Genomic DNA, 23625 nt, shown 5'->3' with positions numbered 1-23625 from the left:
CTCCTTCTATTTTTCTGCGGTGTTCGTGAAATTCGCTTTTAATTCAACTCTATTTTTTGCATTCCATTTTTGTAATATTATAAACTTAGTTGTTTTGCGATCACGCCGTCTATGTCCGGGTTTGCGTTGGAACCGGGAATCGGAAGAAAAGTGAGAATCACTTTAGCTGAAGTCAATTTTATATACAGAAACCCGTTATTTAGAATTTCGTTTTTTAAAGCCGCGTTGCAACCCGTTCCCGAATTTCCAAAATTCAAGTCTCCCAAATCGAATCCGTCTCCTCCTCCTATATTGAATAAGGATGCTGAACTCATCGAATTTGTGATTTGGTTATAGTCTACGTATTTCAATCCTGCGAAACGCGACCAATTTGCCGGATCGTTGGAAAACGTTCCGCCTCCCGCGTAAGATGGATTCCACCCGCACCAATTCGTTTGATCGTTGCCTACTTCCACGATAATCGGTTCTAAAAAAACCGAATTTGCGTTTCCACCTTGTAGAAACGGGTTCTCAAAAACGATAAAATCCGCACCGATAGTATTCTGTACCTTTTTACCGTTCCAACCTAAAATCAAAGATGCTCCTGCGCCATTGTTATCCAAAGTAAAGACGTCTAAGGAACCGTTAAAATTTCCGAGTCCTAAAACTCCGTCCACCACACAGTTTGAATCTTGAAACCCGATTCCAATATTTGCCGGGGCGCTTATGATTTCTTTTGCATTATAAACGCCAGCTTGATCGATTGCAAATCTATCTTTACAAGGCCTTAAATCGGAAGTTTGTTGCTGGGATTGAATTAGAAATAGTAACGCTGCGAGAGTATCGAAATTTTCTTTTTTATTTTCAATACATTCAAAAAATATAAAATGAATTATAATAAAAATGCATATTTGTTTTTTATTTAATATTCTGATTAACATAACTTTGTTCGAGGTAAAGCAAATCGATTTATTTTCGAATTTGCATTACCTTTTTTATTTACTTCGCTTCCATTCGGAACCAAATAAATCCAGTTCCAGGTGTGAATGTGTTATTGGTATAACAACCACTGTTCATATTCGTTTTATCGTTTCTTTGTATACTTTCTTTGATTTCTGCAAGAGAGTTTTTATTACCCGCAATGTCGTTACAGATATAAAATTTATTATCCGAGTAAAGCGTCCAATAGTAGGCGGAATATTTTCCCGCGCCTCCAAAAGGATGGGCGATAAACTTTACGTAAAGAACTTGTTTCGTATTGTCGTATTCCAATATGTCTGCTTCGTAGATTGAACCCGATCCTTCAACGGAAGTTTGTTTAAAATAAGCGTTGGTAACGATAAGGTCTCCGCTTTTTACCGTACCGGGTGTATTAAATGCGTCACCGGAATAAGAAGAAGTTCCGTTATAATAGGTCCAAGCTCCGGAGATTTGTAGATTTGTAGCATTAACGATCGCTAATAGGCCTGCGATTTCGTCGTTTTTTTCTTCTTTCGTTCCGGCACAATTGATCATTCCAAAAATCAGGAAGGTTGTCGCTAAAAGTTTCCAATACGTTGTACGTTTCATGTTGTTACCTCTAAAAATTTTTCTTTGTCGGGGCAGACAAAGATTCTAAATTTAGAATATACGAATTCGATTTAGAATCCGATCCAAACGAATGGATTGTAAAAGTTAAATTTTCCACTCGGGTCCCCCGACGTTTCGTCTTTCGGGACCCCATCGCGGACGCATGAAATATGCAGAGGCGAGTTTCGAACTGTCCCTACCTCGAGGACGTTGTTCGCGGGGAAGATCTGGCTGTTCGAATCTATGTTCAGAATCGAATTCACAGTTGCGGGTCAGCGTGGGAATTTCACCCAACTTCCTCCCTGAAAGCTTATGGACAAATGAAAATAGGAATCTTTTGCGGGCAAGAGTTTTTCTAAGAAATGATTGGGACGGATTTCAAGAAAGTCCGTTTAAAATCTTTCTTTAAAAAAGAGTTTTAACCGAAAATAAAGAAAGGAACGACTTTTACAAATTCAAATCGGATAATCAAATGAAACTAAGCAGATCGGAATTTATCAAACTTGGAATTTTGACCGCAGCGGGTATCTCCGGTCTTCCTGGAATAAAATTACGCGCTCAAGGGACTTCATCACCGCGCAAAACCGTAATCGTGTTGGGAGGCGGAATTTCCGGTTTGTACGCTTCTTATCTTTTGGGTAAAACGGGGATCAAGGTTCAACTCGTCGAAGCGACCGACCGATTGGGAGGAAGGATCCGAACGGTAGCCGATGCAAGCGGAAATTTTTTGGATCTGGGCGCCGAATGGATTCAAACCGAACATAGAACCGCAAAAAGTTTAATCCGAGAATTGGGTCTAAAAACGACCGACTTCGAGGTTCAGTCCGATTTGTTTTTCGGAACTTATCGTAAATTCGGAACCTGGGAGATATCTCCCAAGTCTCAGGAAATCTTAAATAAACTCGTTCAGATGAATTCGAAGATCAATTCTTCTCAACAACAGGAATTGGATAGAATCAGTTTTTATAACTTCTTAATCTATCAAGGAATGACACCGGAGGATTTAAACCTTCTGAATTTTAAATATTCCTTATATTATGGAGATTCACTCCGTTCCTTGTCCGCGCAAAAAGTTTTGTCCGATCTCGTTAACTTTCCTAAATACAATACTCGAGTGGAAGGCGGAATGGAAGCCCTACCGAAGGCGCTCGTTCAATCTTTGGAAAACACGGAGGTCGTTTTTTCCGATCCGGTCGTTTCCGTTTTTCAAGGAGAAGGTAAAGTAACCGTGACTACGGCCTCCGGAAAAAAGATAGAAGGGAACGCTTGTATTTCCACCCTGCCCGCAAATCAACTAACGTCGATTCGGTGGGATCCGGAATTGGACAAGGAAAAGAAATTATCCGCGCTACGAATCCGATATTCCAGAATATATAAGGCTTTTTTAATGCTTCGGGAAACACCTTGGACACGGGAAAATTTCTCGGCTTATTCGGATTCCGTCGCCGGTTTTATCTACGACGCCGGAACGAAAGCAAACTCGGAAGATAAAATTCTCGGAATGATTTCCACCGGAGATCGATACGACGTTTTAGCTTCTTCGACCGACTCGATGAAGGTGGAATACATCCGTCTTGCACTGGAATCTTTGGGACAAAATAAAGAGTTGCAGGTTCTTAGAATTCAAAGTAGTGAAATTTCTCAATCCAAGTATGTTCCTACCGGTATCGCGACTTTTCCGCCTGGAAGTTACGGATCGATCATCTCGTTGCTCAAACCGATGGATCGTATATTTTTTGCCGGTGAACATACGGCGGAAACCAACGGAACCGTGGAAGGAGCGTTAGCTTCCGCGATTCGCGCGGTCAATCAGATTTGAAGCGGATCGGCTGGGTAAAATGAATCGGTCGGAACTTCGACAAAAATAAAAAGGGCATAAGCCCTTTTTTACGAAATAGAATTAGAATATTCTTATTTTCTTATTGAAAGCGGCGATTAAAAATCAGTCTTCGATCACGCTCATCGCGTATTCGGAAATCGCGTCTCTTCTTTGTTCCGCAAAGTCCTTATGGAACCAGAGGTTCTGGATCTTAGAAGCGTCTTTTTTGTTTCCGATCGTAATCTTGGTCATACACTCGTCGACTGCAAACTTCATCGCTTCCTTACCGGTTTCTCCAAGTCCTTTGTTCCGTTTTTTGCGGGTGATTTCCCCGCCGCCCTTTTCCACACGTTTGATAAGATCTTCGTAATCCTTATCGTCGATGCAGAACATGGTTTCTTTTTTCTTATCGCCGAACTTCACGTCCACTTCGTAAAGGGGAGCGCTCGAGATATGAATAAAACCGAGTTCGAAAAGTTCGGGCCAATATTCGTAAAAGAAGGAAAGCATCAAGGAACGGATCGCGTACCCGTCAAAGTCCGCATCGGTGATGATGCTGATTTTTTCGTAGTTCAATTCTTCGATCGTCTTTACTTTTTGATCCAAAGGAAGTCCGACGATGGCTACGATGTTTTTTAATTCTTCGTTTGCGATCGCCTTTGCGATGCTCAAACCCTTGCAGTTCAAGGGTTTTCCTCTCAGAGGAAAGAGTCCGTGTAGTTTTGGATTTCTTGCGGGACGAAGACCGGCAATTGCCGAATCCCCTTCCGCAACGAACAACACTCTTCCGGGATCGCCCGGTTTTCCGGTCGGAGGCATGAGTTTCGGAATGTTCATACGGCTCGCTTTTTTAAGACCTTTTTGAGCGTCTTCAAAAGCTTTGAGCTGAGTCCGTTTTTCCATCTGAAGTTTGATTTCTTCCAGGAGCCCGGTTTTTTTGATAAACTTTTCGAGATGTTTATCGACCGCGTTACGGATTTCTTCGTTTAGATCGTTGATGAGATATGACTTATCCTGAGATTTAAAACGAGGATTCAAAAGTCTCGCGTTCACATACATGTGAAAACAGTTTCTCACGTCGTTTCGAGTCGAACTGGTTTTGAGTTTTTTTTCGAGTGCAACGATCTGACTTTTTTTACGGACCTCGTCGCAGATTCTGTTTTCCAGATATTCGATCGCGGACCCGCCTTGCGGAGCAAAGATGGAGTTCACCCAAGTTAGGTTTTTGTTCTGTCCGATTACGAGATACGTTTCCAAATGAAGTTGAGAAGCCGAGCCCGGAGCGGTATAATCCATCTTGTAATAAACGAGATCCGAATGTGAAAAAATCTCATCGAGACCTTTCTTGAATTTATATTTATCTTTTTTACCTTTGAAGACGAATTGAACTTCCAAGCCCGGATTGGTCATCGCGATGTCTTGCAGATATTGTTTCATCAGATCCACGTTGAACGTAATATCCAGATTATTGAAATACTTAGGATTGAGTTCGAACTCGACCGTGGTTCCGTGATCGTCTTTGGAAGCCTTTTCGATCAGCTCCAACATATTCGTTTTTTTTAATAGAGGAGTCAGCTTTTCGATCTGGTCCTTTGTGAGAAGATTACAATCGGTAAACTTTCCGTGTTCGTCGAAGTACAAAAACACTCGGTCCGTATCTTCTTTGGAAAGTTTGTAAGAACGGATTTGTTTTTTAACGTCGTCGTGAACGGTGAATAGTTTTTTAAAGGAATTTCCGTTGTTGACGGTTTTCACTTTGAAGTAGTTGGAAACCATTCTCACAAGAGAAATCCCGACTCCGTTTTGACCGGCGACGTGATCTTGTTTTACGTGATCGTCGAAATTTTCCCCATACATCAAATGGAGATAAACCCCTTCCGCGTTGGCCGCTGGAATTCCACGTCCGTTATCCGCGATCGTAACACATTTACGATCCGACGAAAGTTGAATGATCAATTTGGACATCTTATCCTTTTCAGGAATCGTTTTGTCCTTTTGATTTTTGCGGTATTCGTCCACCGCGTTCATACAAGCTTCGTCGAGACATTTTAGTTTTGCGGGAACGTCCTCGAGTTCCTCGTGAACGATTTCGTATTTCGATTCGTTGTTCTTACGGAAAAAATGTTGTTCGAATGTGGAAGCGGAGTTTTGTCCCAACCACATACCCGTTCTCATACGAACGTGTTCTACGTTGGATAACTTTTTAAAATTTCTTTCTTGGGATGATTTTTCTTTTACTTTTGTCTTATCGGCGCTCATACTTTATCCCATTTGTTTTGAAGTTCGTCCAACTCGGTAATCATATAGTCGGTCAGTTTTTTATCTTCTTTGACCAAACCTTGATAACGAGCCAGAGTCGTTTTTGCTTCTACGATCGCTTCTTCGCATTTTCTGACTTCGTCGATCGTCATTCTGTAAACCGGAATCGTGGACAACCATTCGAAGTATTTGAACTTGGAAGTTTTGAGTTTGTCTTCAAAGTCCTTTTTGGATTTGATCCCGATTACTTTTTCGTTCCATTTTTCTTTGATAAAACGAATCAATTCCGAGTTTCTTTCTATCTTTTCTTCTTCCAAACCGGCGAGACGTTTGAATCTTCGAATAAGATGTGTTTTGCGGAAGTCGCAGAATCGTTTGATGATTTCTTCCGGTTTAAAATTCTTCAATCTACCGTCGTAGGTAATGACGTTCATCGCAAGAGTTTGAACGTCTTCTTTGTTGAAAAGGGCCATGATTTCTTTTTGGCTCGGTTTTTCACCTTTCTTGTATTGAAGTTCGACTCTAAACGTCTGACTTGAATAATCCACGTAATCCTTTAACCAGGAATCCTTTCTTTCCAGAATATCATCCAACAAAGAAACCACTTTTTCGCGGTTCCAGTTCATCGGAGAATCGGTGAGATAAAGAATATCTCCTTCCCATTTAAAAGCGAAGGTGGTGGACATCGTAATGTTTCCCGCTTCCGTCTCCGCCATCTTGACTTCGCCTTTGAAATCCTTGTACCAAGGTTTCAGAGGAAGAGGTTTTTTGGTTTTGAGATAATTGATCTGAGACTTAACAATGTCCGCAAGTCTATGGCCCGGAATAAAACAACGAAATCCGGTCGCGATTCCTTGAATGTTATTGAGAAGAACGATCGGAACTTTTCCGACAAAGTGAATCGGTTCTTCTTCGGTCTCGTCGTAATTCTTAACGTAATCGATATCCGGTAAACTTTCAAAGAATCCCAAATCTTTTGCAAAGTCGGATAGTTTTACTTCTGTGTAACGAGGAGAGGCGATCGCGCTCGGATCCAAAACGTCACCGAAGGTTCCTTCTCCGGAAACGAGCGGTATGTTGTTGGCAAAGGTAAAATCCTGAGCCATTTGTGAAAGCGCGTCCTGAATGGATTTATCCCCGTGCGGATGATATCCCATCGCGAGCCCGGCAACTTTTACGGTTTTTGTATAACGGTTTCTTGCGTCCGAGTTCCACATGGCCCAGAGAATTCTCCTTTGAACGGGTTTCAGACCGTCGATTTCGTGCGGAATTGCCCGGGAATCGCATACATAACGCGAATATTTTCTCTGGTCGTCATTGACTTGATCTTCAAAAGGACGTTTTGGGAACGACTCTTTTGATTTTGGTGGATTGGAATTCTTCATACGGTTTTGGCCAACGAAATTCTACAAGACTATCCTGTCAATTGTAAAAAATTGACCGGATTTAATACAGTGTTTTCGAAGCGAATATTGGAACAATTCGCTTTCGTCACTTTTGCATATCAGACCCCCGGTTTTTGTAAAGAAAGTTTCATTTTTGGATTTTTCCCTTGCGGATTTTTCGAAAAATCAAGATCTACAATTCAATGAAAACTGTTTTCAGACGTTTACAATCGTTTTCGATCCATTTAGAGAATTTTAAAATTCCAATTTTCATTTTTGGAGTTTGTTTCTTTTTGTTTCGATGCTTAAGTATTCAAGAGGTTTTATGGAAGGGTTCAAAACCGCTTTCCGAAAATTACGCGTCTCAAATTTTCTTTATTTCTTCTCCCTTTGTTTCTCGGTATTACGAATCCTCCAGCTTTCAAGCTCGTTACGTCCTTTTGAAATCTCAATCCGGAAGGGACGAAATGATTCAAGGAAATCTAAAATACTTGGAATTGTCCGGAAAGAACGAGCAGCCGGAAAAAATTCTCTTCGAGGTTTCGGAATGGATCGGAACGATGACGCGAAACCCGAAGGATCATCGAAAGATCGAATTCATTCCCAAGTTCGTAACCAAACGACTTGAAACTTCTTCGATAAAATTCTTACCCGAAGTTCCCAATCTGGAACCGAAGAAAGAAGTTTTCGAGGATGTAAAAAAAGAATTCATCCTAAGCGATGAAGGCGGACTGAGAGAAACGGAAGAAACCCGAACGGTTCCCGGAATCGGAACACTCCAATGGAAACACGGTCCGAGAGGAATTTTAGTTAAGATTATGCAGACCGAATTCGTTTCCGCAAACGGAACCGTCACCTCGTCCAGAGATTACGATTACGACTCACTCGAATATCCGCGCGCGATCGGATTAACGGGAACTATTCCGGTTCTTCCGCTGCGAAAAACGGAAGTTTACACGGAATACTATTGTTTGGATTTCCCTTCCGAAATCGACCTAACGACTTTGAGGAAGAGTGAAGTTAAAAAATCCGTTTCATTTTACGATCTTATCGCAAATAAACCATTTACCACAACGGCTAATTTCAAAAATTATCCTATCATAAGAATTTCCAACGAGAAGAACCAATCCCCATGAATCAAATCAGAGAAGTTCGAACCAGATTTGCACCGTCTCCCAGCGGATTTTTACACGTAGGCGGGGCGAGGACCGCTCTTTTCAATTATTTATACGCAAAGTCTCAGGGCGGAAAGTTCATCTTAAGAATCGAAGACACGGATCAAAACAGATCCACCGAAGATTCCTTTAAAATCATATTAGAATCTTTGCAATGGTTGGGAGTCCATTGGGACGAGGGTCCCGAAGCCGGGGGAGAATTCGGTCCTTACATTCAGAGTCAACGTCTGAACATTTATAAGGAATACACCGAAAAACTTCTGAAGGAAAAAAAAGCCTACCGTTGTTTTTGTACTCAAGAAGAATTAGAGGCAAAGAAAAAACAATCCGAAGCGATGGGAGTTCCGTACGTTTACGACGGACTACACGCGAACATGTCCGACGAAGAAGTGGAGGAAAAAATCAAACAAGGCATTCCTTATTCGGTTCGATTCAAAACTCCTTCTAAAACTCTCATCGTCAACGATATCATTCAAGGAAAAGTAAAATTCGAAACCAAGTTGATTGGCGATTTTATCATCGTTAAGTCGGACGGTTTTCCTTCTTACAACTACGCGGTTGTCGTGGACGACGCACTGATGAAAATCACACACGTCATTCGAGGAGTGGGTCATCTTTCCAACACACCGAGACAGATCTTATTGTACGAGGCGCTCGGTTACGAGGTTCCCGAATTTGCACACGCGTCCGAGATTGTGGGAATGGACGGAAAAAAACTTTCTAAAAGAGCGGGAGCCACTTCCATTCTCGCGTTTAGAGACTTGGGATATCTTCCGGAAACGTTCCGCAATTATATGGCCTTGCTCGGATGGACTTCTGCCGACGGACGGGAATTCCTTCCCGGAGACGAACTCGAAAGAATTTTCGACGTACATCGTTGTTCCAAATCGCCTTCCACTTTTGACGTATTCAAAAAACCGAAAGGCGGAGACGAGGAGGTTGTGACTAACGTTTCGGATCTGACGCAAATCGCAGAGGCGATGAATCCGAAATCCAAACTCAATTGGTTGTCCAATCGAACCATCAGAGATTTGGATATATCGAAAGTATTAGAAAATCTGCTTCCTTTTCTCAAAGACAGAAACGATATTCCTGCCGACGTTAAAAATATCAGCAACCCTGTTCTGATTTCCATCGTCGAATCTGTAAGGGTTTATTTGGATAAGCTGACTCAGGCTCCGGATTATATCGCGGAATTTTTTGTTACGGACCTAAAAATTCAATCTCAGGAAGCGGCAGGATTTTTAAAGGACGGGGACGGTCCCAAAGTAGTAAAGGAATTTTACGGAATGCTGAAGAATTCCGATCCGAAGACCGATGAGGATTACAAGAACTTAATGTCCAAGGTCGGAGAAATTACCGGGCAGAAAGGAAAAACTCTCTATATGCCGATTCGTGCGGCGACTACCGGAAAGTCCGCCGGATTGGAGTTGCCGATTCTATTTCCGCTTTTGGGGAAGGAAAAGCTCCTTCAGAGAATTGAAAAAACCGCCGGAGAAGCGGTAATTTCGTTGCCGAGTTGAAAAATCCGACGTATTTTCGTTCAAATCGTCCGCTTTTAGTTTGTTAATTTGGGAGGCGCACGGGAACAGAGATGAGAGATTCCAACGAATCATTGCTAGTAAGGCATAACGAGGGATCTTACGTTATGTTTCTTCCCACCGATTTAACCAGTATCAAGGAACTTCGATGCGCTTTGAGGAGTTCGCTTTTAGAAAATTCTTTTTTAGAAAAAGACATCTTCAATATCGAACTGGCGGCTGACGAAGCGCTTACAAACTCGATTTCGGCTAATGTCAAAGTGGGTTCCGACGAGACGATCATCTGCCGTTGGATGATCAAAGACTGTAAGTTTACGATGTGGATTGTGGATTACGGTTCCGGACTCAAATCGAAAAAGTTGGAAGCACTCCCCGCCGATATTCGGGTAACCAACCTTGACGAATATTTGAACTGCGTCAAACGACACCAAGAAAAAAAATGCGAGATTCTTCCTTGGAAGGGAGTTCGGGTTCCACACCGAAACGTAGGGAGAGGACTTCAGATCATTCAGTCGTTGATGGATACTTTTAAAATCATGTATCATTGCGGAGAGGGCCGAATTTCTTCCGACCCCAACGAGAAAAACATTCAAGGATCCATTATCGAACTCGGTTTCGACTCTTCCAAACATCTCGTATAAAACATGACCTTAAACGAGTTCGCCAAAAAGGTGCTTTTCGGTCCCGGTCTCGAAGATAAATTATTTTCACCTTCCGTTCCACCGATCGATATTCGTTCTTTCGATTTTTTGAATATACCTTCCTTGCCGGTTCGCGAGAAAAAAATTCGGACCTCCGAACAAAAGAGTAAAATTCCGAGACTGGAACAATTGTTTAACGAAGAAAATCGTTTCATCACTCTGCATCATTTTGCCAATCACGAGTTGATGGCGATCGAACTTTTTGCCTGGGCCATTCTTAAATTTCAAGACGCGGCTTCTTCCGTTCGATTCGGGTTGTACAGAACTCTTTTGGAGGAGCAGACTCATTTGAGATTGTATCTTTCCGAAATGAAAAAAGGCGGAATGGAACTCGGAGATAGGCCTCTCAATTCCATCTTTTGGAAACAGGTTCCGAGGATGCAAACTCTCGAAAAATTTTACGCTATCATGGCGATCTCTTTCGAAGGAGCCAATCTTGATTTTTCAAAAATTTATACGATGGCCTTTGAACGTTTCGGCGATTTGGAAAAAGCCGGAATCATGAAGGCCGTCTACGAGGACGAGATCAAACACGTGCGTAGGGGCTATCATTATATCAAAAAAAGAATTCCGGATTCGGGGGACGAATGGGATTATTATCTTTCTTTGATCGAGTTTCCGTTCACTCCTAGGAGAGCCAAAGGATATCATTACTTTCCGGAAACGAGAATTCAGGCGGGATTTTCGGAGGAATTTGTAACGAAATTGGAAAGATACGAAGACGAGTACACCGGAAGAGTAAATTCTCGAATTTTAAAAGAGGTTTTGGATCTCAGTTAAGAGATTAGGAAAATCATAGACAGGCTTTTTTCGCTCCCGAATTCTGTAATCGAACCATGAACCCATTTTCATTTTTTTTTAGGAAAATTCTTACCGTTTCGTTTGCGGTTTCCGTCAAAACTCAAATTTTCAATTACAAGACTGTAATGTGTCGAAAATTCAAAGCCGTGTATTCCGCATGTCAAGTTCCGCTCTTTTTAGCGCACGCCCTGCTCGTTTTTTTATCTGTCGGTTGTTCATCGAAGATCCCTTCCGATTCTCGGATCGTCGAACTTTTGTTTTCATCAGCGGATAAAAAGAATCCGGACGTCTTATTGAAAAAAGTGGGGAACTTGGACGAGGATCCGGAACTCGAATCCTTCGCATTGGTTCGGAACGGAACGGAAGAAGTTCTTGGGGTTTTTAAAAAACAAGGGGGCGAATGGTCCTTACTCGGAAAATTCTCCTTTTCCCTACTGAACATCGGTCCGCTTCACTACGACGTTTCCAAATCTTCTTGGCTTCCCGGAGAATCCGATTCGGAAAAAAAGGAAGCCGGTTTCGTAGTTAAGAGAATTCTAATGGAGGAACTTCCCGGAGACGGATTCAATTCCCTTTTTTTGGAAGTGTTGAGCGAAGAACCCCCTCTGGGACTTTTTTCGGTGCCGTACGCGATTCGTAAGGGTCAAAAGATTTTCGACGGCCTTCTATCTTTAAAGGATCACGAATTTCTAATAAAGTCCAAACGGATCGATTTCGATTACAATAAAACCGAAAAAAACATTACGATTTTTCCGTCTAACCGTAGTTACGCGCAAAATTTTATCTTTAACGGTTGGGAGATGGTTCCCGATATACCGAGGGTTGCGGTCCCGTCGCTTCTTTCTTTGGAAGCACCCAAAGAATGGAAAAAGGGAGTTACGGGCGAAGCGGTCCTATGGTTTAAAAATCGAGGTTCCTATGCGGGTGTGACTTATCTTTCACTTTCGTTTCCCGACGGAGGAAAGGTAAACATTGATACGAGCAAAGAAGGACAGAGATTTTATTCCCCCGGTTCGAGTGTGTTTTCCTCCGCGGGCCAATATATCAATTCCACCGTTCCTCTTGTTGAAATTACGAAAGAGGGCTGGGGAAGAAATCATAAATACGGAATTCGATTTTCTTTAACTCCGGATAAGGACGGAATTCCGAACGTTTTATTCCGTTCTTCGACTCGTATGGGAAGAGAAGTCGTCAATCTCCCGAATCAATTCGGCTCGATTCAAAAACAAACAGATCAACAAGGTTTTGTTTCTTACAAATTGGAATTGGTTTCTAAACAAGAATGAGCGATCTCGCCGGTAAAAAACTAAAAGCGGCAAGGGTGGAAGTCGTTCGAGCGCAGGTCGAACGGTTTCGGGTTTTTTACGCGAACTATTTTCATCTGGAAGAAACGATTCCGATGGTCGAATACTTTTTCGAAAAAATCTATAACTTAGAAGGAAGAGAACTCTGGCTCCACCTTGCGATGGACACTTACCAAAAAGTAAAAGGTATGATGAAAGAGACTTCGCGGGAGAACATAGAATATCTCATCGAACTCAACAATCTTACGGAAGAGCTAGATACGATTTTCGCCAAACATCTGGTGGATTCCGGTTGGGACGGTAAACGACTAAGCAGAGAGGAATACGATCTTTACTACGGTCAAATGGGTTATTACAAAGAACGGATGAGGCAGTTGGAAATCGTTCTACAAAATCTAAAAGTTTTTTACGAATTGGCTCATAAACCGATTAGCGCATTCTTAATCAAACCCGCTCGATTTATGGCTTCTCTTCTCGGAGTGTCCGCTTTATTTAAAAGCGTCGAAGAAGGTTATAATGCAACTCTTTCCGTATCTTCGAGTATATTCAATTCTTTTTATGAAGAAGTGAAAAAGAAAGAAACGGAATACATTCATTCTTTACTCGGAGAAAATCGGAAAGAAGCGTGAGCAGACTTCGCAGACAACTTCTGGAAAGAGGACATCGTAAGGATGAATCTCACGAGAATCGAGAGCGTTGGCTTTTGACATACGCGGATATGATCACTCTGCTTCTGGGTTTGTTCATCATCATGTATTCGATTTCTCAAGTGGATCAGACAAAACTTAAACAAGTCGCCGACGTGATCCGAGGCGGTTTCGGTTTGGGAGAATCTTTCTTTCAAGGAAGTGCGATTACTCTAGAAGAGGATCCGCTACTGCAGCCCAGAACTCAACTTTACCGTTTTTGGGAACGCGTTAGTTATGCTTTAAAGAAACTGAAAGAAAAAGCCAAACTCAATATCGGAATTCAGGAAACCGAAGAAATCAAAATCGTACTTTTCGGCTCCTCTTTGGGAGAAGGTAGATTCCAACCGGACGAGGAAATGATTTTTGCCTTTCAGAAAATTTCGGAATTATCTTCGGCGATGGATGTGGATATTATTCTTAAAGTTCAAATCCCCTACGGAAACGAAGCCGCTCAAAAAGGTTTTAGAAACGTTTGGGAATACAATGCATATCGTGCCGAACTGATCGCCGATTCGTTGTCTAAAAATTACAAAATTCCCAAGGAAAAAATTTCCATCGAGGCTTCCAGTTCGTATAAACCAGTACAATCGTCCGCGGCGACACCCGAAGGAAAGGCGTCCGGCGAAAGGGTGGAAATTTTTATCCGTAAAAATACGGAACATTGATCGGAGAATTCATGAGACGAAATACGTTGAGAATTTCATTTTTCATTTTTGGAATATTCTTTTTTTTGAATTTATTTTTTTGTAAAAAGATTTCCGTATCACAAGGGATTCAAGACGATTTATGGAGGGAAGAATCTTCCGAGCTCGTTTCCGCGTATTGCCAAAAGCTCGCGACTTGTGGGGAAGGATCTTTCTCGCATTTGAAGGACTCTTCCAAAACTTTGGTTCGGGAAAGGTTGAATCCCGCTTATTGCGCCGAGAAGTTTCGTAGGTCGAACGCATACTTATTGGCAAACGAAAATCCGGAAACGATTAAAAAAGCGGTCAGGGGTTGTTTCCAAATTGTCGCTTCCGAAACTTGCGAAAAGATTCAAAAAGGCGTTTTAAAACTTTCCGAAGACTGTAGTCGACTTCAGGCGATCCAATCCAAACAAAATCGGAATTGAATATGTTACGCGGTCTGAAAAGGCTCAATCGATACGATAAGAGAATTTTGAAAATTTTAAAATTGGGAGGCAAACTTGCGTCCTTTGCTCAGATCGGATTTTCCAGAAAAACCTCGGAGGGATTTCGATTTCCGATTCACGCGTTGAAAATCGGAACGGAAAAGGGCCTCAAAGAACATCCCGTCGGAATCGTAGCCGGAGTTCACGGACTCGAGACGATCGGCATTTTGATTCTTCTAGATTTTTTGGAATATATTCTGCATCCAGAGTCGACCGGATATATTCCGGAATTAAAAAAAAGTAAATTAGGAATTATTGTATTACCGATTTTGAATCCTGGCGGCGTCGCTCTGAAACAAAGGTCCAATCCGGCGGGTGTGGATCTGATGAGGAACTCGGGAAGGGAAGCGGTAAAACCTCTTCCCTTTTTCGGCGGTCAAAAAATTTCCGGACGTCTACCTTACTTTCGGGGAAAAGGATTGGAACCGGAATCGAGGGCGTTGTTCCGTCTCGTTCAAGAGTCCTTTTTTGAAGTGAAAGACGTTATCATTCCCGTTGTAGATCTGCATTCCGGTTTCGGAACCGTCGATAACGTTTGGTGGCCTTATGCTTATACGAAGGCTCCTTGCCCGGATACGTCTTTGTATCAAAAAATCGAGGAACATCTAAAACATCATTGCGGTCATATTCACTTTCAATACGGGCCGCAAAGTGAAACCTACACCACACACGGAGATCTTTGGGACCGGTTATACGATCAGTATAGAGATTATCACGATAAACGTTTCTCGCATTGGACTTCAAAGTTGCTTCCTCTGACCTTGGAAGTGGGAACATGGTCCGACATTCAGGAAGATCCTTCGAAGTTGTTCCGTAAGCGGGGAATTTTCAATCCGGCTTCGTTTAACAAAATTGAAACCGTGACCAGATATAGAAGTTTTTTGAGAGATTTCGTTCGTCTTGGTCTAACCAAACCGAAAGACTGGGAACGCAATTCTGTGCATCCTTAGAAAACTTTGTGAAACGAAAATTTCAGAACGGTTGTCGGAGGATTTCTTCGATACCAAACTCGAAAGTTTCCGTTGGCGTTAAAAGACTCAGAACGATTCTTCCTATGTTTTTTTCGTCCGGAAAACCGAACATTTCTCCGGGATGAACATATATTTTTTTTTCCTTTAATAAACGAAGTGAGAATTCCTCTTCCGGAAAAAAAATCCCACTTTCTAAAACACAGTACCAACCTGCGTTGGGAAAGTCGCATCGAATCGTTTTAGAGACGTTTGTATCGCTCAGAGTTCGTTTTAAAAAAGAAAGATTTCTTTGAATCCGTTTGGTGATTTGGGATTGGATTAAATTCCTCCATTGTAAAAGATCGGAAAGGACGGTTTGAACGGGAGTGTTCACCGAAAGATAAGTATCGGATATGAGTTCCAGATATTCCTTCGCCTTTTGTTTCCAAAACTTCGGTCCGCTGAGTAAAATCCAAGAAAGTTTCATTCCCGGAAGGCCGAGCATTTTGGACAGTCCGTTTACGTTGATGACCGGTATCTCCGAATCGATCAAAGTCTTATGAGATTCTTCTCCGTATACGTAGTCGGAAAAAACTTCGTCTATGATCAACGGTAAATTATGATTTTTTAAAGTATTTTTTAAGGAATTAAAATCGGATTCGTTTAAGACGGAACCCGTGGGATTGTTCGGACTGACGACTAAAATCAATTTGCACTTCGATAAATCCTTCCGGTTCAGATCCGATTCTTTTAATTTCCAGCCGTTTTTCTTTTTCGTAAAATAAGAAACGGTTTGTAGTCCTTCCATCACGGAAAGAAATTCGAACAATGGATAACCTGGCGAGGGAATCAAGATCGAATCGCCCGGATCGCAAAACAATTTAAACAAATACGAATACGCTTCCGAAGAAGAGGAAGTTAAAAATAAATCGTCCGGATCGATCTCCAATCCTTTCGAGCCATAGTATTCTTGGATTTTTTTTCGAGCTTCGAAATTTCCGCGAGGATCGGGATGATAGGTAATCAGATCCGCGGTTCCAAAACCGTGTCGGATCGCTTCCGCCGGATATTGGAAACCCGCTTGAGTCGGGTTGGAAACCGTGAGGTCGAAATAACGGATTTGATTTTTCTTATATTCGGATAAGATTTCGGCGAATTCGTTTTCTCCTTCCTGAAACGAAAAGCGGGAACTGAAAGAAAACGTTTCTTTCACGGGGAACCGTTTTTAAACTTTTGAATCAAAAAAAGAATCAGGGAAATAAGGACGCTGACTAAGATGGAAGTAGCCAAGGGAAAGTAGAATCGAAAGTTTTCCCTTTCGATACGAATATCACCCGGAAGTTTTCCTAAATAATTATTCAAGAAAGGAATTTTATTTCCGTAAAGAATAAAAAGGCCGACTAACAAAAACAAAACGCCTAAAATCAAAAACGGTTTGGCAAAATTTTCCATGGACAATTTCGATTTTAACGATTTCCGCTCTTGAGTCAAGGAGCAATCGGGCTTATTAAACTCATTCGGATAAATTCAGTTTTACTGATATTTTCTTAACGTGAGTTCGGTATAACAAATGCGAAAGCGATTGAAGCGGAATCAACAAATTGGAATAACGAAAAAATTTCGTTTTTAGAGCGATCTATCAATTTGTTGATTAGAGCATTATGTTGCGACCGCAGGCAGCAACATTGAGTTTAAGCGCGGTCGCGAGCCAGTTCGCTATGAAATTCGCGAGCGATTCGCCCAAACACTCTTTCGATTTAATAAATAAAAATGTAAACTTGCAGAATTGAATGCGAATGGAAGAACAAAACATAAAAGTAATTTTTTCATTCCGAATCTTCGAGAATGAATTTTGCGGCTTGTTTACTGAATGCCATAATCGTATAACTCGGATCCACCGAAACTCCGGTTGGAAATACGCTGGAATCGGAAACGTATAAATTTTTTAATCCGTGAACTTTGTGTTTCCAATCCACGACCGACCTGGAAGGGTCTTGTCCCATTCTACATCCGCCCGCGGGATGAGGAGCGGCCATCATCATCGAAGCGGGACTGAGTTCGAGTCGATCTATCTTATCCGTTTCTTTTTCGGAAAGGATTTTTGTTCGTTTGAGATCGGGTAAAAGAATCCATTTGGCCCCAGCTCTAAAATTCAATCGAACCTGTTTACGGATACAATCCTTCAAAAACTCTTTCGTCAACTTTCCGAAGTTATACGTCACCGTACGTTTGCCCGAGGAACTTACCGAAATATTTCCGAGTTCCGAAGGAACGTCGTCGATCCATCCGATCGTTCCGCCGACGTGTGGAAGTTGTTTCATGATTTCCCTGTGTTCAACTCCGAAGCCGGGGATCAACGCGGCGAGACTTCCGGGTTGAAGTTGATTTGCCATGATTAAGAATCCGCCTTCGATATAACTTCCGTTTTCTTTAAAACGGGCCAAACGAAATTCCTCCACTCCGAACGCGGATGGAATGTTTCTCCATTGTATGATCGGTTCGTCATAGAACGCGTGTACGAACGGAGACGGATTGATCGCGAGATGTTCTCCGAGAGCGGGAAGTTTTTTCTTCCATCCGTTTCTCAGCAAGAAAGTGGAACTTCCGAAACCACCGGCCGCGATCGCAAAAACGGGCGCCTCGAATCTTAAGGTAATTCCGGATTCTTTTCCGGAAGGACGATCGATCATGACCCCCTCTAAAAATTCCACCTTGTCGCCTTTGAGTTCCAAACGAATCGCTTTGCAGTCCGCGTAGATGTCCGTTCCTAAAGCCATCGCTCTCGGAATATGAGTAACCAATTGACTTTGTTTGGCTCCGTACATACATCCTTGCATACAATGGCCGGATTTCTGACAGTTCTTTCTCGCTTGCGGAACCGGATTGCCTTCCCAGCCGAGAGACTTGCAGGCCGTTCTCACAAGCTGATTCATCTTATTATGATATTCTTCTTTAGCGGGATGAACGTTTAACGTTTCATCCAATTCTTTCCAATGAGGATTTAGATCTTCGGGAGAATGACCGTGAACTCCGTACTCTTCTTTCCAAAGATTGAGTCTGTCGTCCGGAGTTCTGTAACTATCGGCCCAATAATGAACCGAAGCGCCGCCTACGTTTTTTCCATAAACGAGATTGATCGTTCCTGTTGCATCCGTAGCCATGTTTCTTTCCGCTGAAACTTTTCCGGCCATGTTGAGTTCGTGATTGTCGAAAGTTCCGGTGTGATAGTAACCGCCTTCTTCGATCATTATTACCTTCTTGCCGTTTTTGGAAAGTTCGTGAGCAAGCGTCGCACCGCCGCACCCGGTTCCTACGATGACTACGTCTGCTTTAACGGTTCTGGAATTTCCTAGATTTTTCCATTCGTAAACGCGTCCGCTCATGATTCCCCCAGGATTTTTTTATAATAGATTCTTGATTCGCTTAATTTTTCGGGAGGATTTCCAAAAGGTCCGTCGTACGAAATCGCTTTGAAGGAAGATTCGTGTCCGTAGTAAACCAGAAAGATCGGTAATTTAAGATTTGCTAATGCAGCTCGGATCGTATCGGATTCGGTGGATTCCAACGAATGTAAAAAATTCTTTCGATCCTTTTCGTCGAGTTTGGAAAAACGACTCCAATAACCCGTAACCAAAGGAAGATATTCCAAAATTAGAATGAGGGATTTGAAATCATCGGAGATACTCGGGTCCACAAAGAAAAACTCTTCGTCCAATCTGCGTATCACTTCCGCTTTTTCAAGATCCGGAAAACCGGGTTCCTGGGGCAAAAGCGTTTGAGAGTAAGCCGATAAGAATTCAATTTCGGATGCGGAAAAGAATAAGGTCTTGGCAAAGGATCGGTTTTTAGAGCGACTCAAAAAGAATGCGCCTATGCCGATACTAAACAATCCTCCAAGGCCGAAGCCGAATAACTTTCGTCTCGATATTTTTTCCGTCCATAAGCTCATAACTTCGGTGAGTATGCTTGGATCGGAATGGATGTCAATTCTGAAAAGCGGTTGACGAAACAATCGTTCAATAAACTTTATAAAACATGGCTGACAAAAACGATAAGGTCAAACAGAACGCGCCTGGAAAATACTATATCGATAATAGCTGCGTTCCTTGTAACGATTGTATGGAAGAAGCTCCTATGCTTCTCAAATATACGGACGACGAATCCAAAGTTTACTTTCATAGACAACCTGCTACTCCGGAAGAAGAAATCGCGGCAAAAAAAGCCATGGAGATTTGTCCTATTGAAGCCCTCGGAGACGATGGAGAGTAAATTTAAAAACTTGTAGGATTTTATTTTCAAGTTCGGCAAGAATATTCATTCTTGATCTTTAAGAAAATCTTCGATTTCCCTCCTTTTTTTATCCAAAGAAACTTTTCGTTAAAGGCTTATAAACCAACGACTCTGCTGTTGATTCGTTCCCGCGTTCTTAGGAAATTCTCATTAAAAATTTGCGGTTCAAATGTAAGAGCCTGTTGAACGATCCGTGGAGAGCGAGACAAACATAAGCCGCGAAGCAAAAAACTCAATGTTTCTTTCTATGGATCGAAACATAATGTCGTTAGCCGGTTTAATCTTTCCGATAAAGTGTAATTAAATTTTGGGATGTGTTGTAAATAAAAACCTAAAAATCGACGTTTCAGTTTCGTAATAGATTGTCTTTTATAAAATAGGGCCTATTTTTAGGAAAACCAATGGTGAGCACTTTGAGTGAATTTGATTTCCAGTCGGCCGATTTTTATAAATTCCTAATAGAAAAAAGTCCCGAGTTGATTTGTTTTCACAATCCGGACGGGATTTTTCTTTATGTCAGCCCTTCCGTAACTTCCATGTTAGGTTATCAACCGGAAGAATTGATCGGTAAAAATCCGTACGATTATTTTAACCCACTCGATAAGAAAAGAATTTTTGCAAATTCCCATAAACCGATCTTGGAAGAGAGAAAAATCGAACACGTAGAATATCAATTTCTCAGAAAGGATGGGAAGTATGTTTGGCTGCAAACGATTACACAGTCGATTCGGGACGATAAAGGGATTGTAATCGCTCTTTTCAGCAGTTCTAGGGAATATGTAGAACTCAATGCGATTTTCAATGAGACGGAAAAAAAGCAGGCCCTGGATGAAATTCGACTTTCGGAAGAAAAGTTCTTCAACGCGTTTTATTATTCGGGTATCGGTATGGCCCTTGTTTCTTTGGAAGGGAAGTGGCTGGAAGTAAATTCAAGTCTTTTAGATATAATCGGCTACTCGAGGAACGAGATTTTAAAACTTACGTTTCAAGATATAACTCATCCGGACGACCTTACGGTCGATTTAAGTCTTTTACGGGAAACGTTGGAAGGTAAAAGAGATAGTTATAGAATGGAGAAAAGATATTTTCATAAAAACGGCAGTACGATATGGATTTTATTGATCGTGTCCCTTGTAAGAGATTCCCAAAAGAAACCTTTATTTTTCATCTCTCAGATTCAGGATATCACCGATCGTAAAAATATGCTTTCGACTTTAATCGAAAAGAATGAGACGTTGCAAGCTCTGAGCAATCACTTAACGGAAAGAAATTCTCAATTGGAAGAATTCAATCAGATCGTTTCTCATAATTTGCGCGCACCGATCGGAAATATTTTTACACTTACGACTATGTTGAGTGAAAAAGACGCTACGGACAAGGAACAACTTCTCGAATCCTTGGAAACGAGCGTAAAGGACTTGATGACCACGTTGAACGATATCGTGGAAGTGATCAAAATTCGCAAAAATAAGAACGTGGATAAACAGGCGGTTCTTTTTAAAGACGTTTTTAATAAGGTACAAAATCTTCTTTCAGCTCAGATTAAAGAGGTGAACGTTGAAATTCGAACGGAATTTGCCGAGGTGCCGGAAATTCTTTATCCAAAAATATACTTAGAAAGTATCTTATTAAATTTATTAAGCAATGCTTTAAAATACTCCGATCCGAACCGAAAATCGGAAATTTCTTTCGTCTCATTTGTCGAAGATAAAAAAGTCTTTTTAGTTGTACGCGATAACGGTTTGGGGATCGATCTTCGAAAATACGGTCACCAAATCTTTAAAATGAACAAAACGTTCCATAGAGAAAAAGAAGGACAAGGGATAGGATTGTTTATGACGAAAAATCAAATAGAGTCTCTGGGCGGCGAAATAACGGTTGAAAGTTCTCCCGGTAAAGGTACATCTTTCATCATCAATTTTAATAAGTATAATGACTTTGAATAACATAATATGAACTTCTGGTTAGTCGATGACGATTCCATCTATATCATGATTGCAAAGCGATTCTTGGAAAAGGACGGTAGAGTCACGAAACTACGGGATTTCCAGGATGGGGAATTGGCTCTTCGGCAGCTTCAAACCTTGAGTTCCGAGCGGGAAGAATTGCCCGATGCGATCTTGCTCGATATCAACATGCCTTTTATGGATGGCTGGCAATTTTTAGACGAGTTTAAAAAGATCCAAGACGCTCTCGCAAAGAAGATTACAATTTTTATGGTAAGTTCTTCCGTAGACGAAAGAGATATCGTAAAAGCGAATTCTTTTCCCGAAGTAAAAGGTTATCTTTCCAAACCCCTCACCCAGGAACATATTCAGAAACTTTATAGCGAACTAACGTAAGTTAGTCGGGGCGTTTATTCATTCTCCTTGTCCTAAGGAGAATGCTCTTTTTCCGTCAAAGTAATAGAGGTTTTCCGTTTTTACGGTATCAAAACCGGCTGAGTCCAGTTTTAAGAGAAGTTCCGCAATTTGCTTGTGAGAGATCGGATGATACGAAGGATCTTCCTGTTTAATCAGGGCGTTCTTGCCGACGAATCTACATCTCCAGTGGTCGATCAAAAACGTTTCCGGTTGTCCGTCCGGAAAAACTTTTACTCCTCGGTTCGTAATGATTTTTAACATCAGATCGTTCGAAATGGATTTGAGTTTGTTTCCGAGTTCATTCGGATCGTTTCCGATCCAATCCAGAAAAACGTCGACACCGACAAGCTCTTTCTTTTGGACAATTCTCTTATATTCAGGAATTATAATTTTCTTTGCCTTACCGAAAGAGACGGGTTTGAATTTTTCGGGAAGATGCCCCAGGTTTCCGATTACAGCCTCCGCAAATTCCTTGGTTCCGACCTTGATTCTGCTTACTCCGGGTTTAAAAATATCTCCGGTGTGGATTCCTTCTTCGACGGTTAAGAGCCAAGCGTTGTTGATTTTTGCCGCGATATCCGGTTGTCCGATATGAACGAGCATCATCACTGCGGCGTTGAGTAAACCGGATGGATTTGCGACGTTCTTTCCCGAGATGTCTGGAGCCGAACCGTGGATCGCTTCAAACATGGAAACGATTTCTCCGATATTGGAAGAACCGGCCATACCGACCGATCCGGCGATTTGTGCGACGATATCGGAAATGATATCTCCGTATAAGTTCAAGGTAACCACTACGTCGAAGTTTTGAGGTTTGTCCGCAAGATTTGCGGCTCCGATATCAATGATCTGTGAGTTCGATTCGAGGTCCGGATATTCTTTGGCGACTTCTTTGAAGATATCATGGAACAAACCGTCGGTCTGTTTCATGATATTGTCCTTAACCATCGCCGTTACTTTTTTTCTTCCGTAAGCTCTTGCATATTCGAAAGCGTAACGAATGATTTTTTCCGATCCTGGACGGGAAATCAGTTTGAGACATTGAACCGTATCGTTGGTTTGCCTGTGTTCGATTCCGGTGTAAAGGTCTTCCTCGTTTTCGCGGATGATGACGATGTCGAGAGAGGGATGTTTGGTTTCCACATACGGATAAAGAGAGAAGCAGGGTCTAACGTTGGCGAATAATCCGAGGGTCGTTCTGACCGTAACGTTTAAACTTTTATAACCTCCTCCTTGCGGAGTCGTGATGGGAGCTTTTAAAAATACTTTGGTTTGTCTGAGAATGTCCCAGGCCTCCGGTTTGATTCCGGAAGAATGTCCTTCTTTATAAACTTTTTCCCCGATTTCGATTTCGATCGGATCGACCTTGGCTCCGGCCGCATTCAAAATTTTGAGAGTCGCGTCCATGATCTCGGGACCGATTCCGTCTCCATATGCGATTGCGATTTTTGTTTTTTCGGACATTCTCGTCTCCTAATATTCTATCGGAACAAGAGCGGAGAAAGAGGTCAATTCTCTTATTGAGCGTCCTGAAACGCGATCCATAGATTAGTATGATTCTTGGACGTAAGACAGCTCGAAGTGTGATATTCTTGATTCGACGGAGTCAAGAAGGCCGATGGCAGATTG

22 protein-coding genes are annotated in these 23625 nt (G+C 41.9%); 13 read left to right on the top strand and 9 right to left on the bottom strand.

From position 1 onward, the window contains the following. Nucleotides 1-77: 77 nt before the first annotated feature. Nucleotides 78-920: an LIC_13355 family lipoprotein gene (locus LEP1GSC194_RS20120; RefSeq protein ID WP_020775315.1), complete on the bottom strand. Its 843-nt coding sequence runs from the start codon at nucleotides 918-920 to the stop codon at nucleotides 78-80. A gap of 58 nt (nucleotides 921-978) precedes the next feature. Next, entirely contained in the window at nucleotides 979-1548 is a 570-nt protein-coding gene (locus tag LEP1GSC194_RS20115; protein WP_017810318.1) for an LIC13354 family exoprotein, read from the bottom strand. A 472-nt stretch (nucleotides 1549-2020) separates the two neighbouring features. Between LEP1GSC194_RS20115 and LEP1GSC194_RS20110 the strand changes: the two genes are divergently transcribed. Then, nucleotides 2021-3367: a flavin monoamine oxidase family protein gene (locus tag LEP1GSC194_RS20110; RefSeq protein ID WP_017810319.1), complete on the top strand. Its 1347-nt coding sequence runs from the start codon at nucleotides 2021-2023 to the stop codon at nucleotides 3365-3367. Between the two features lie 123 nt (nucleotides 3368-3490). Here the strand turns inward: LEP1GSC194_RS20110 and LEP1GSC194_RS20105 are convergent, their stop codons facing one another. Both LEP1GSC194_RS20105 and LEP1GSC194_RS20100 read right to left on the bottom strand, forming a co-directional pair. After that, nucleotides 3491-5626, bottom strand: a complete 2136-nt coding sequence (locus tag LEP1GSC194_RS20105) for a toprim domain-containing protein (protein WP_020775310.1) — start codon at nucleotides 5624-5626, stop codon at nucleotides 3491-3493. Continuing rightward, nucleotides 5623-7011 carry a DNA gyrase subunit A gene (locus tag LEP1GSC194_RS20100; RefSeq protein WP_020775332.1) on the bottom strand — a complete coding sequence of 463 codons (1389 nt, stop codon included), beginning with the start codon at nucleotides 7009-7011 and terminating at the stop codon, nucleotides 5623-5625. The genes LEP1GSC194_RS20105 and LEP1GSC194_RS20100 overlap by 4 nt, the downstream gene beginning before the upstream one ends. Before the next feature lie 203 nt (nucleotides 7012-7214). Between LEP1GSC194_RS20100 and LEP1GSC194_RS20090 the strand changes: the two genes are divergently transcribed. The 9 genes from LEP1GSC194_RS20090 (at nucleotide 7215) to LEP1GSC194_RS20050 (ending at nucleotide 15343) form a co-directional block, all read left to right on the top strand. Continuing rightward, nucleotides 7215-8147, top strand: coding sequence for an LIC_13346 family putative lipoprotein (locus tag LEP1GSC194_RS20090; RefSeq protein WP_036043905.1), 933 nt, complete (start codon nucleotides 7215-7217; stop codon nucleotides 8145-8147). Then, the gene (gltX, locus tag LEP1GSC194_RS20085; RefSeq protein WP_020775319.1) at nucleotides 8144-9709 is read left to right on the top strand and encodes a glutamate--tRNA ligase; all 1566 of its coding nucleotides are present in this window, start codon (nucleotides 8144-8146) and stop codon (nucleotides 9707-9709) included. The genes LEP1GSC194_RS20090 and gltX overlap by 4 nt, the downstream gene beginning before the upstream one ends. A 71-nt stretch (nucleotides 9710-9780) precedes the next feature. Beyond that, nucleotides 9781-10368 carry an ATP-binding protein gene (locus LEP1GSC194_RS20080; protein ID WP_036043903.1) on the top strand — a complete coding sequence of 196 codons (588 nt, stop codon included), beginning with the start codon at nucleotides 9781-9783 and terminating at the stop codon, nucleotides 10366-10368. Nucleotides 10369-10371: 3 nt separating this feature from the next. Further along, nucleotides 10372-11208, top strand: coding sequence for a DUF455 family protein (locus LEP1GSC194_RS20075; RefSeq protein ID WP_017809223.1), 837 nt, complete (start codon nucleotides 10372-10374; stop codon nucleotides 11206-11208). Between the two features lie 56 nt (nucleotides 11209-11264). Beyond that, on the top strand, nucleotides 11265-12515 hold the full coding sequence (locus LEP1GSC194_RS20070) for an LIC13341 family surface-exposed protein (protein WP_020775322.1): 1251 nt from the start codon (nucleotides 11265-11267) through the stop codon (nucleotides 12513-12515). Beyond that, a complete protein-coding gene (locus LEP1GSC194_RS20065; RefSeq protein WP_020775305.1) occupies nucleotides 12512-13162 on the top strand; it encodes an FFLEELY motif protein in 651 nt (216 codons plus the stop codon). The genes LEP1GSC194_RS20070 and LEP1GSC194_RS20065 overlap by 4 nt, the downstream gene beginning before the upstream one ends. Further along, nucleotides 13159-13887, top strand: coding sequence for an OmpA/MotB family protein (locus tag LEP1GSC194_RS20060; protein WP_020775331.1), 729 nt, complete (start codon nucleotides 13159-13161; stop codon nucleotides 13885-13887). The genes LEP1GSC194_RS20065 and LEP1GSC194_RS20060 overlap by 4 nt, the downstream gene beginning before the upstream one ends. An 11-nt stretch (nucleotides 13888-13898) precedes the next feature. Beyond that, nucleotides 13899-14333: an LA_2478/LA_2722/LA_4182 family protein gene (locus tag LEP1GSC194_RS20055; protein WP_020775328.1), complete on the top strand. Its 435-nt coding sequence runs from the start codon at nucleotides 13899-13901 to the stop codon at nucleotides 14331-14333. Between the two features lie 2 nt (nucleotides 14334-14335). Beyond that, nucleotides 14336-15343, top strand: coding sequence for a M14 family zinc carboxypeptidase (locus LEP1GSC194_RS20050; RefSeq protein ID WP_020775311.1), 1008 nt, complete (start codon nucleotides 14336-14338; stop codon nucleotides 15341-15343). Nucleotides 15344-15365: 22 nt separating this feature from the next. Here LEP1GSC194_RS20050 and LEP1GSC194_RS20045 read toward each other — a convergent pair whose 3' ends face one another. The 4 genes from LEP1GSC194_RS20045 to LEP1GSC194_RS20030 all read right to left on the bottom strand — a co-directional run bounded on the left by LEP1GSC194_RS20045 (nucleotide 15366) and on the right by LEP1GSC194_RS20030 (nucleotide 19292). Next, nucleotides 15366-16556, bottom strand: coding sequence for a pyridoxal phosphate-dependent aminotransferase (locus LEP1GSC194_RS20045; protein ID WP_020775336.1), 1191 nt, complete (start codon nucleotides 16554-16556; stop codon nucleotides 15366-15368). Next, nucleotides 16553-16795, bottom strand: a complete 243-nt coding sequence (locus tag LEP1GSC194_RS20040) for a DUF2905 domain-containing protein (RefSeq protein WP_020775299.1) — start codon at nucleotides 16793-16795, stop codon at nucleotides 16553-16555. Before LEP1GSC194_RS20040 ends, LEP1GSC194_RS20045 begins: the two co-directional genes overlap by 4 nt. Before the next feature lie 374 nt (nucleotides 16796-17169). Continuing rightward, nucleotides 17170-18726, bottom strand: coding sequence for an FAD-dependent oxidoreductase (locus tag LEP1GSC194_RS20035; RefSeq protein ID WP_020775312.1), 1557 nt, complete (start codon nucleotides 18724-18726; stop codon nucleotides 17170-17172). Next, nucleotides 18723-19292 carry a hypothetical protein gene (locus tag LEP1GSC194_RS20030; protein WP_020775326.1) on the bottom strand — a complete coding sequence of 190 codons (570 nt, stop codon included), beginning with the start codon at nucleotides 19290-19292 and terminating at the stop codon, nucleotides 18723-18725. The genes LEP1GSC194_RS20035 and LEP1GSC194_RS20030 overlap by 4 nt, the downstream gene beginning before the upstream one ends. A gap of 86 nt (nucleotides 19293-19378) precedes the next feature. Between LEP1GSC194_RS20030 and LEP1GSC194_RS20025 the strand changes: the two genes are divergently transcribed. From LEP1GSC194_RS20025 to LEP1GSC194_RS20015, 3 genes are all read left to right on the top strand, one after another. Next, entirely contained in the window at nucleotides 19379-19612 is a 234-nt protein-coding gene (locus tag LEP1GSC194_RS20025; RefSeq protein ID WP_017808849.1) for a ferredoxin, read from the top strand. A gap of 434 nt (nucleotides 19613-20046) precedes the next feature. Continuing rightward, on the top strand, nucleotides 20047-21579 hold the full coding sequence (locus LEP1GSC194_RS20020) for a sensor histidine kinase (RefSeq protein ID WP_036043915.1): 1533 nt from the start codon (nucleotides 20047-20049) through the stop codon (nucleotides 21577-21579). 6 nt (nucleotides 21580-21585) lie between these two features. Next, on the top strand, nucleotides 21586-21975 hold the full coding sequence (locus tag LEP1GSC194_RS20015) for a response regulator (RefSeq protein ID WP_036043900.1): 390 nt from the start codon (nucleotides 21586-21588) through the stop codon (nucleotides 21973-21975). Between the two features lie 18 nt (nucleotides 21976-21993). On the opposite strand, the gene LEP1GSC194_RS20010 is transcribed toward LEP1GSC194_RS20015, so the two are convergent. Next, nucleotides 21994-23460 (bottom strand): NADP-dependent isocitrate dehydrogenase, encoded by a 1467-nt coding sequence (locus tag LEP1GSC194_RS20010; protein ID WP_020775317.1) that lies wholly within the window; start codon nucleotides 23458-23460, stop codon nucleotides 21994-21996. Between the last annotated feature and the right edge of the window lie 165 nt (nucleotides 23461-23625).

This window comes from Leptospira alstonii serovar Sichuan str. 79601, assembly GCF_000347175.1.
In the GTDB taxonomy this organism is placed as follows: domain Bacteria; phylum Spirochaetota; class Leptospiria; order Leptospirales; family Leptospiraceae; genus Leptospira; species Leptospira alstonii.
The sequence above is the reverse complement of the archived record's forward strand: the minus strand, read 5'-3'. Positions and strand labels throughout refer to the sequence as shown.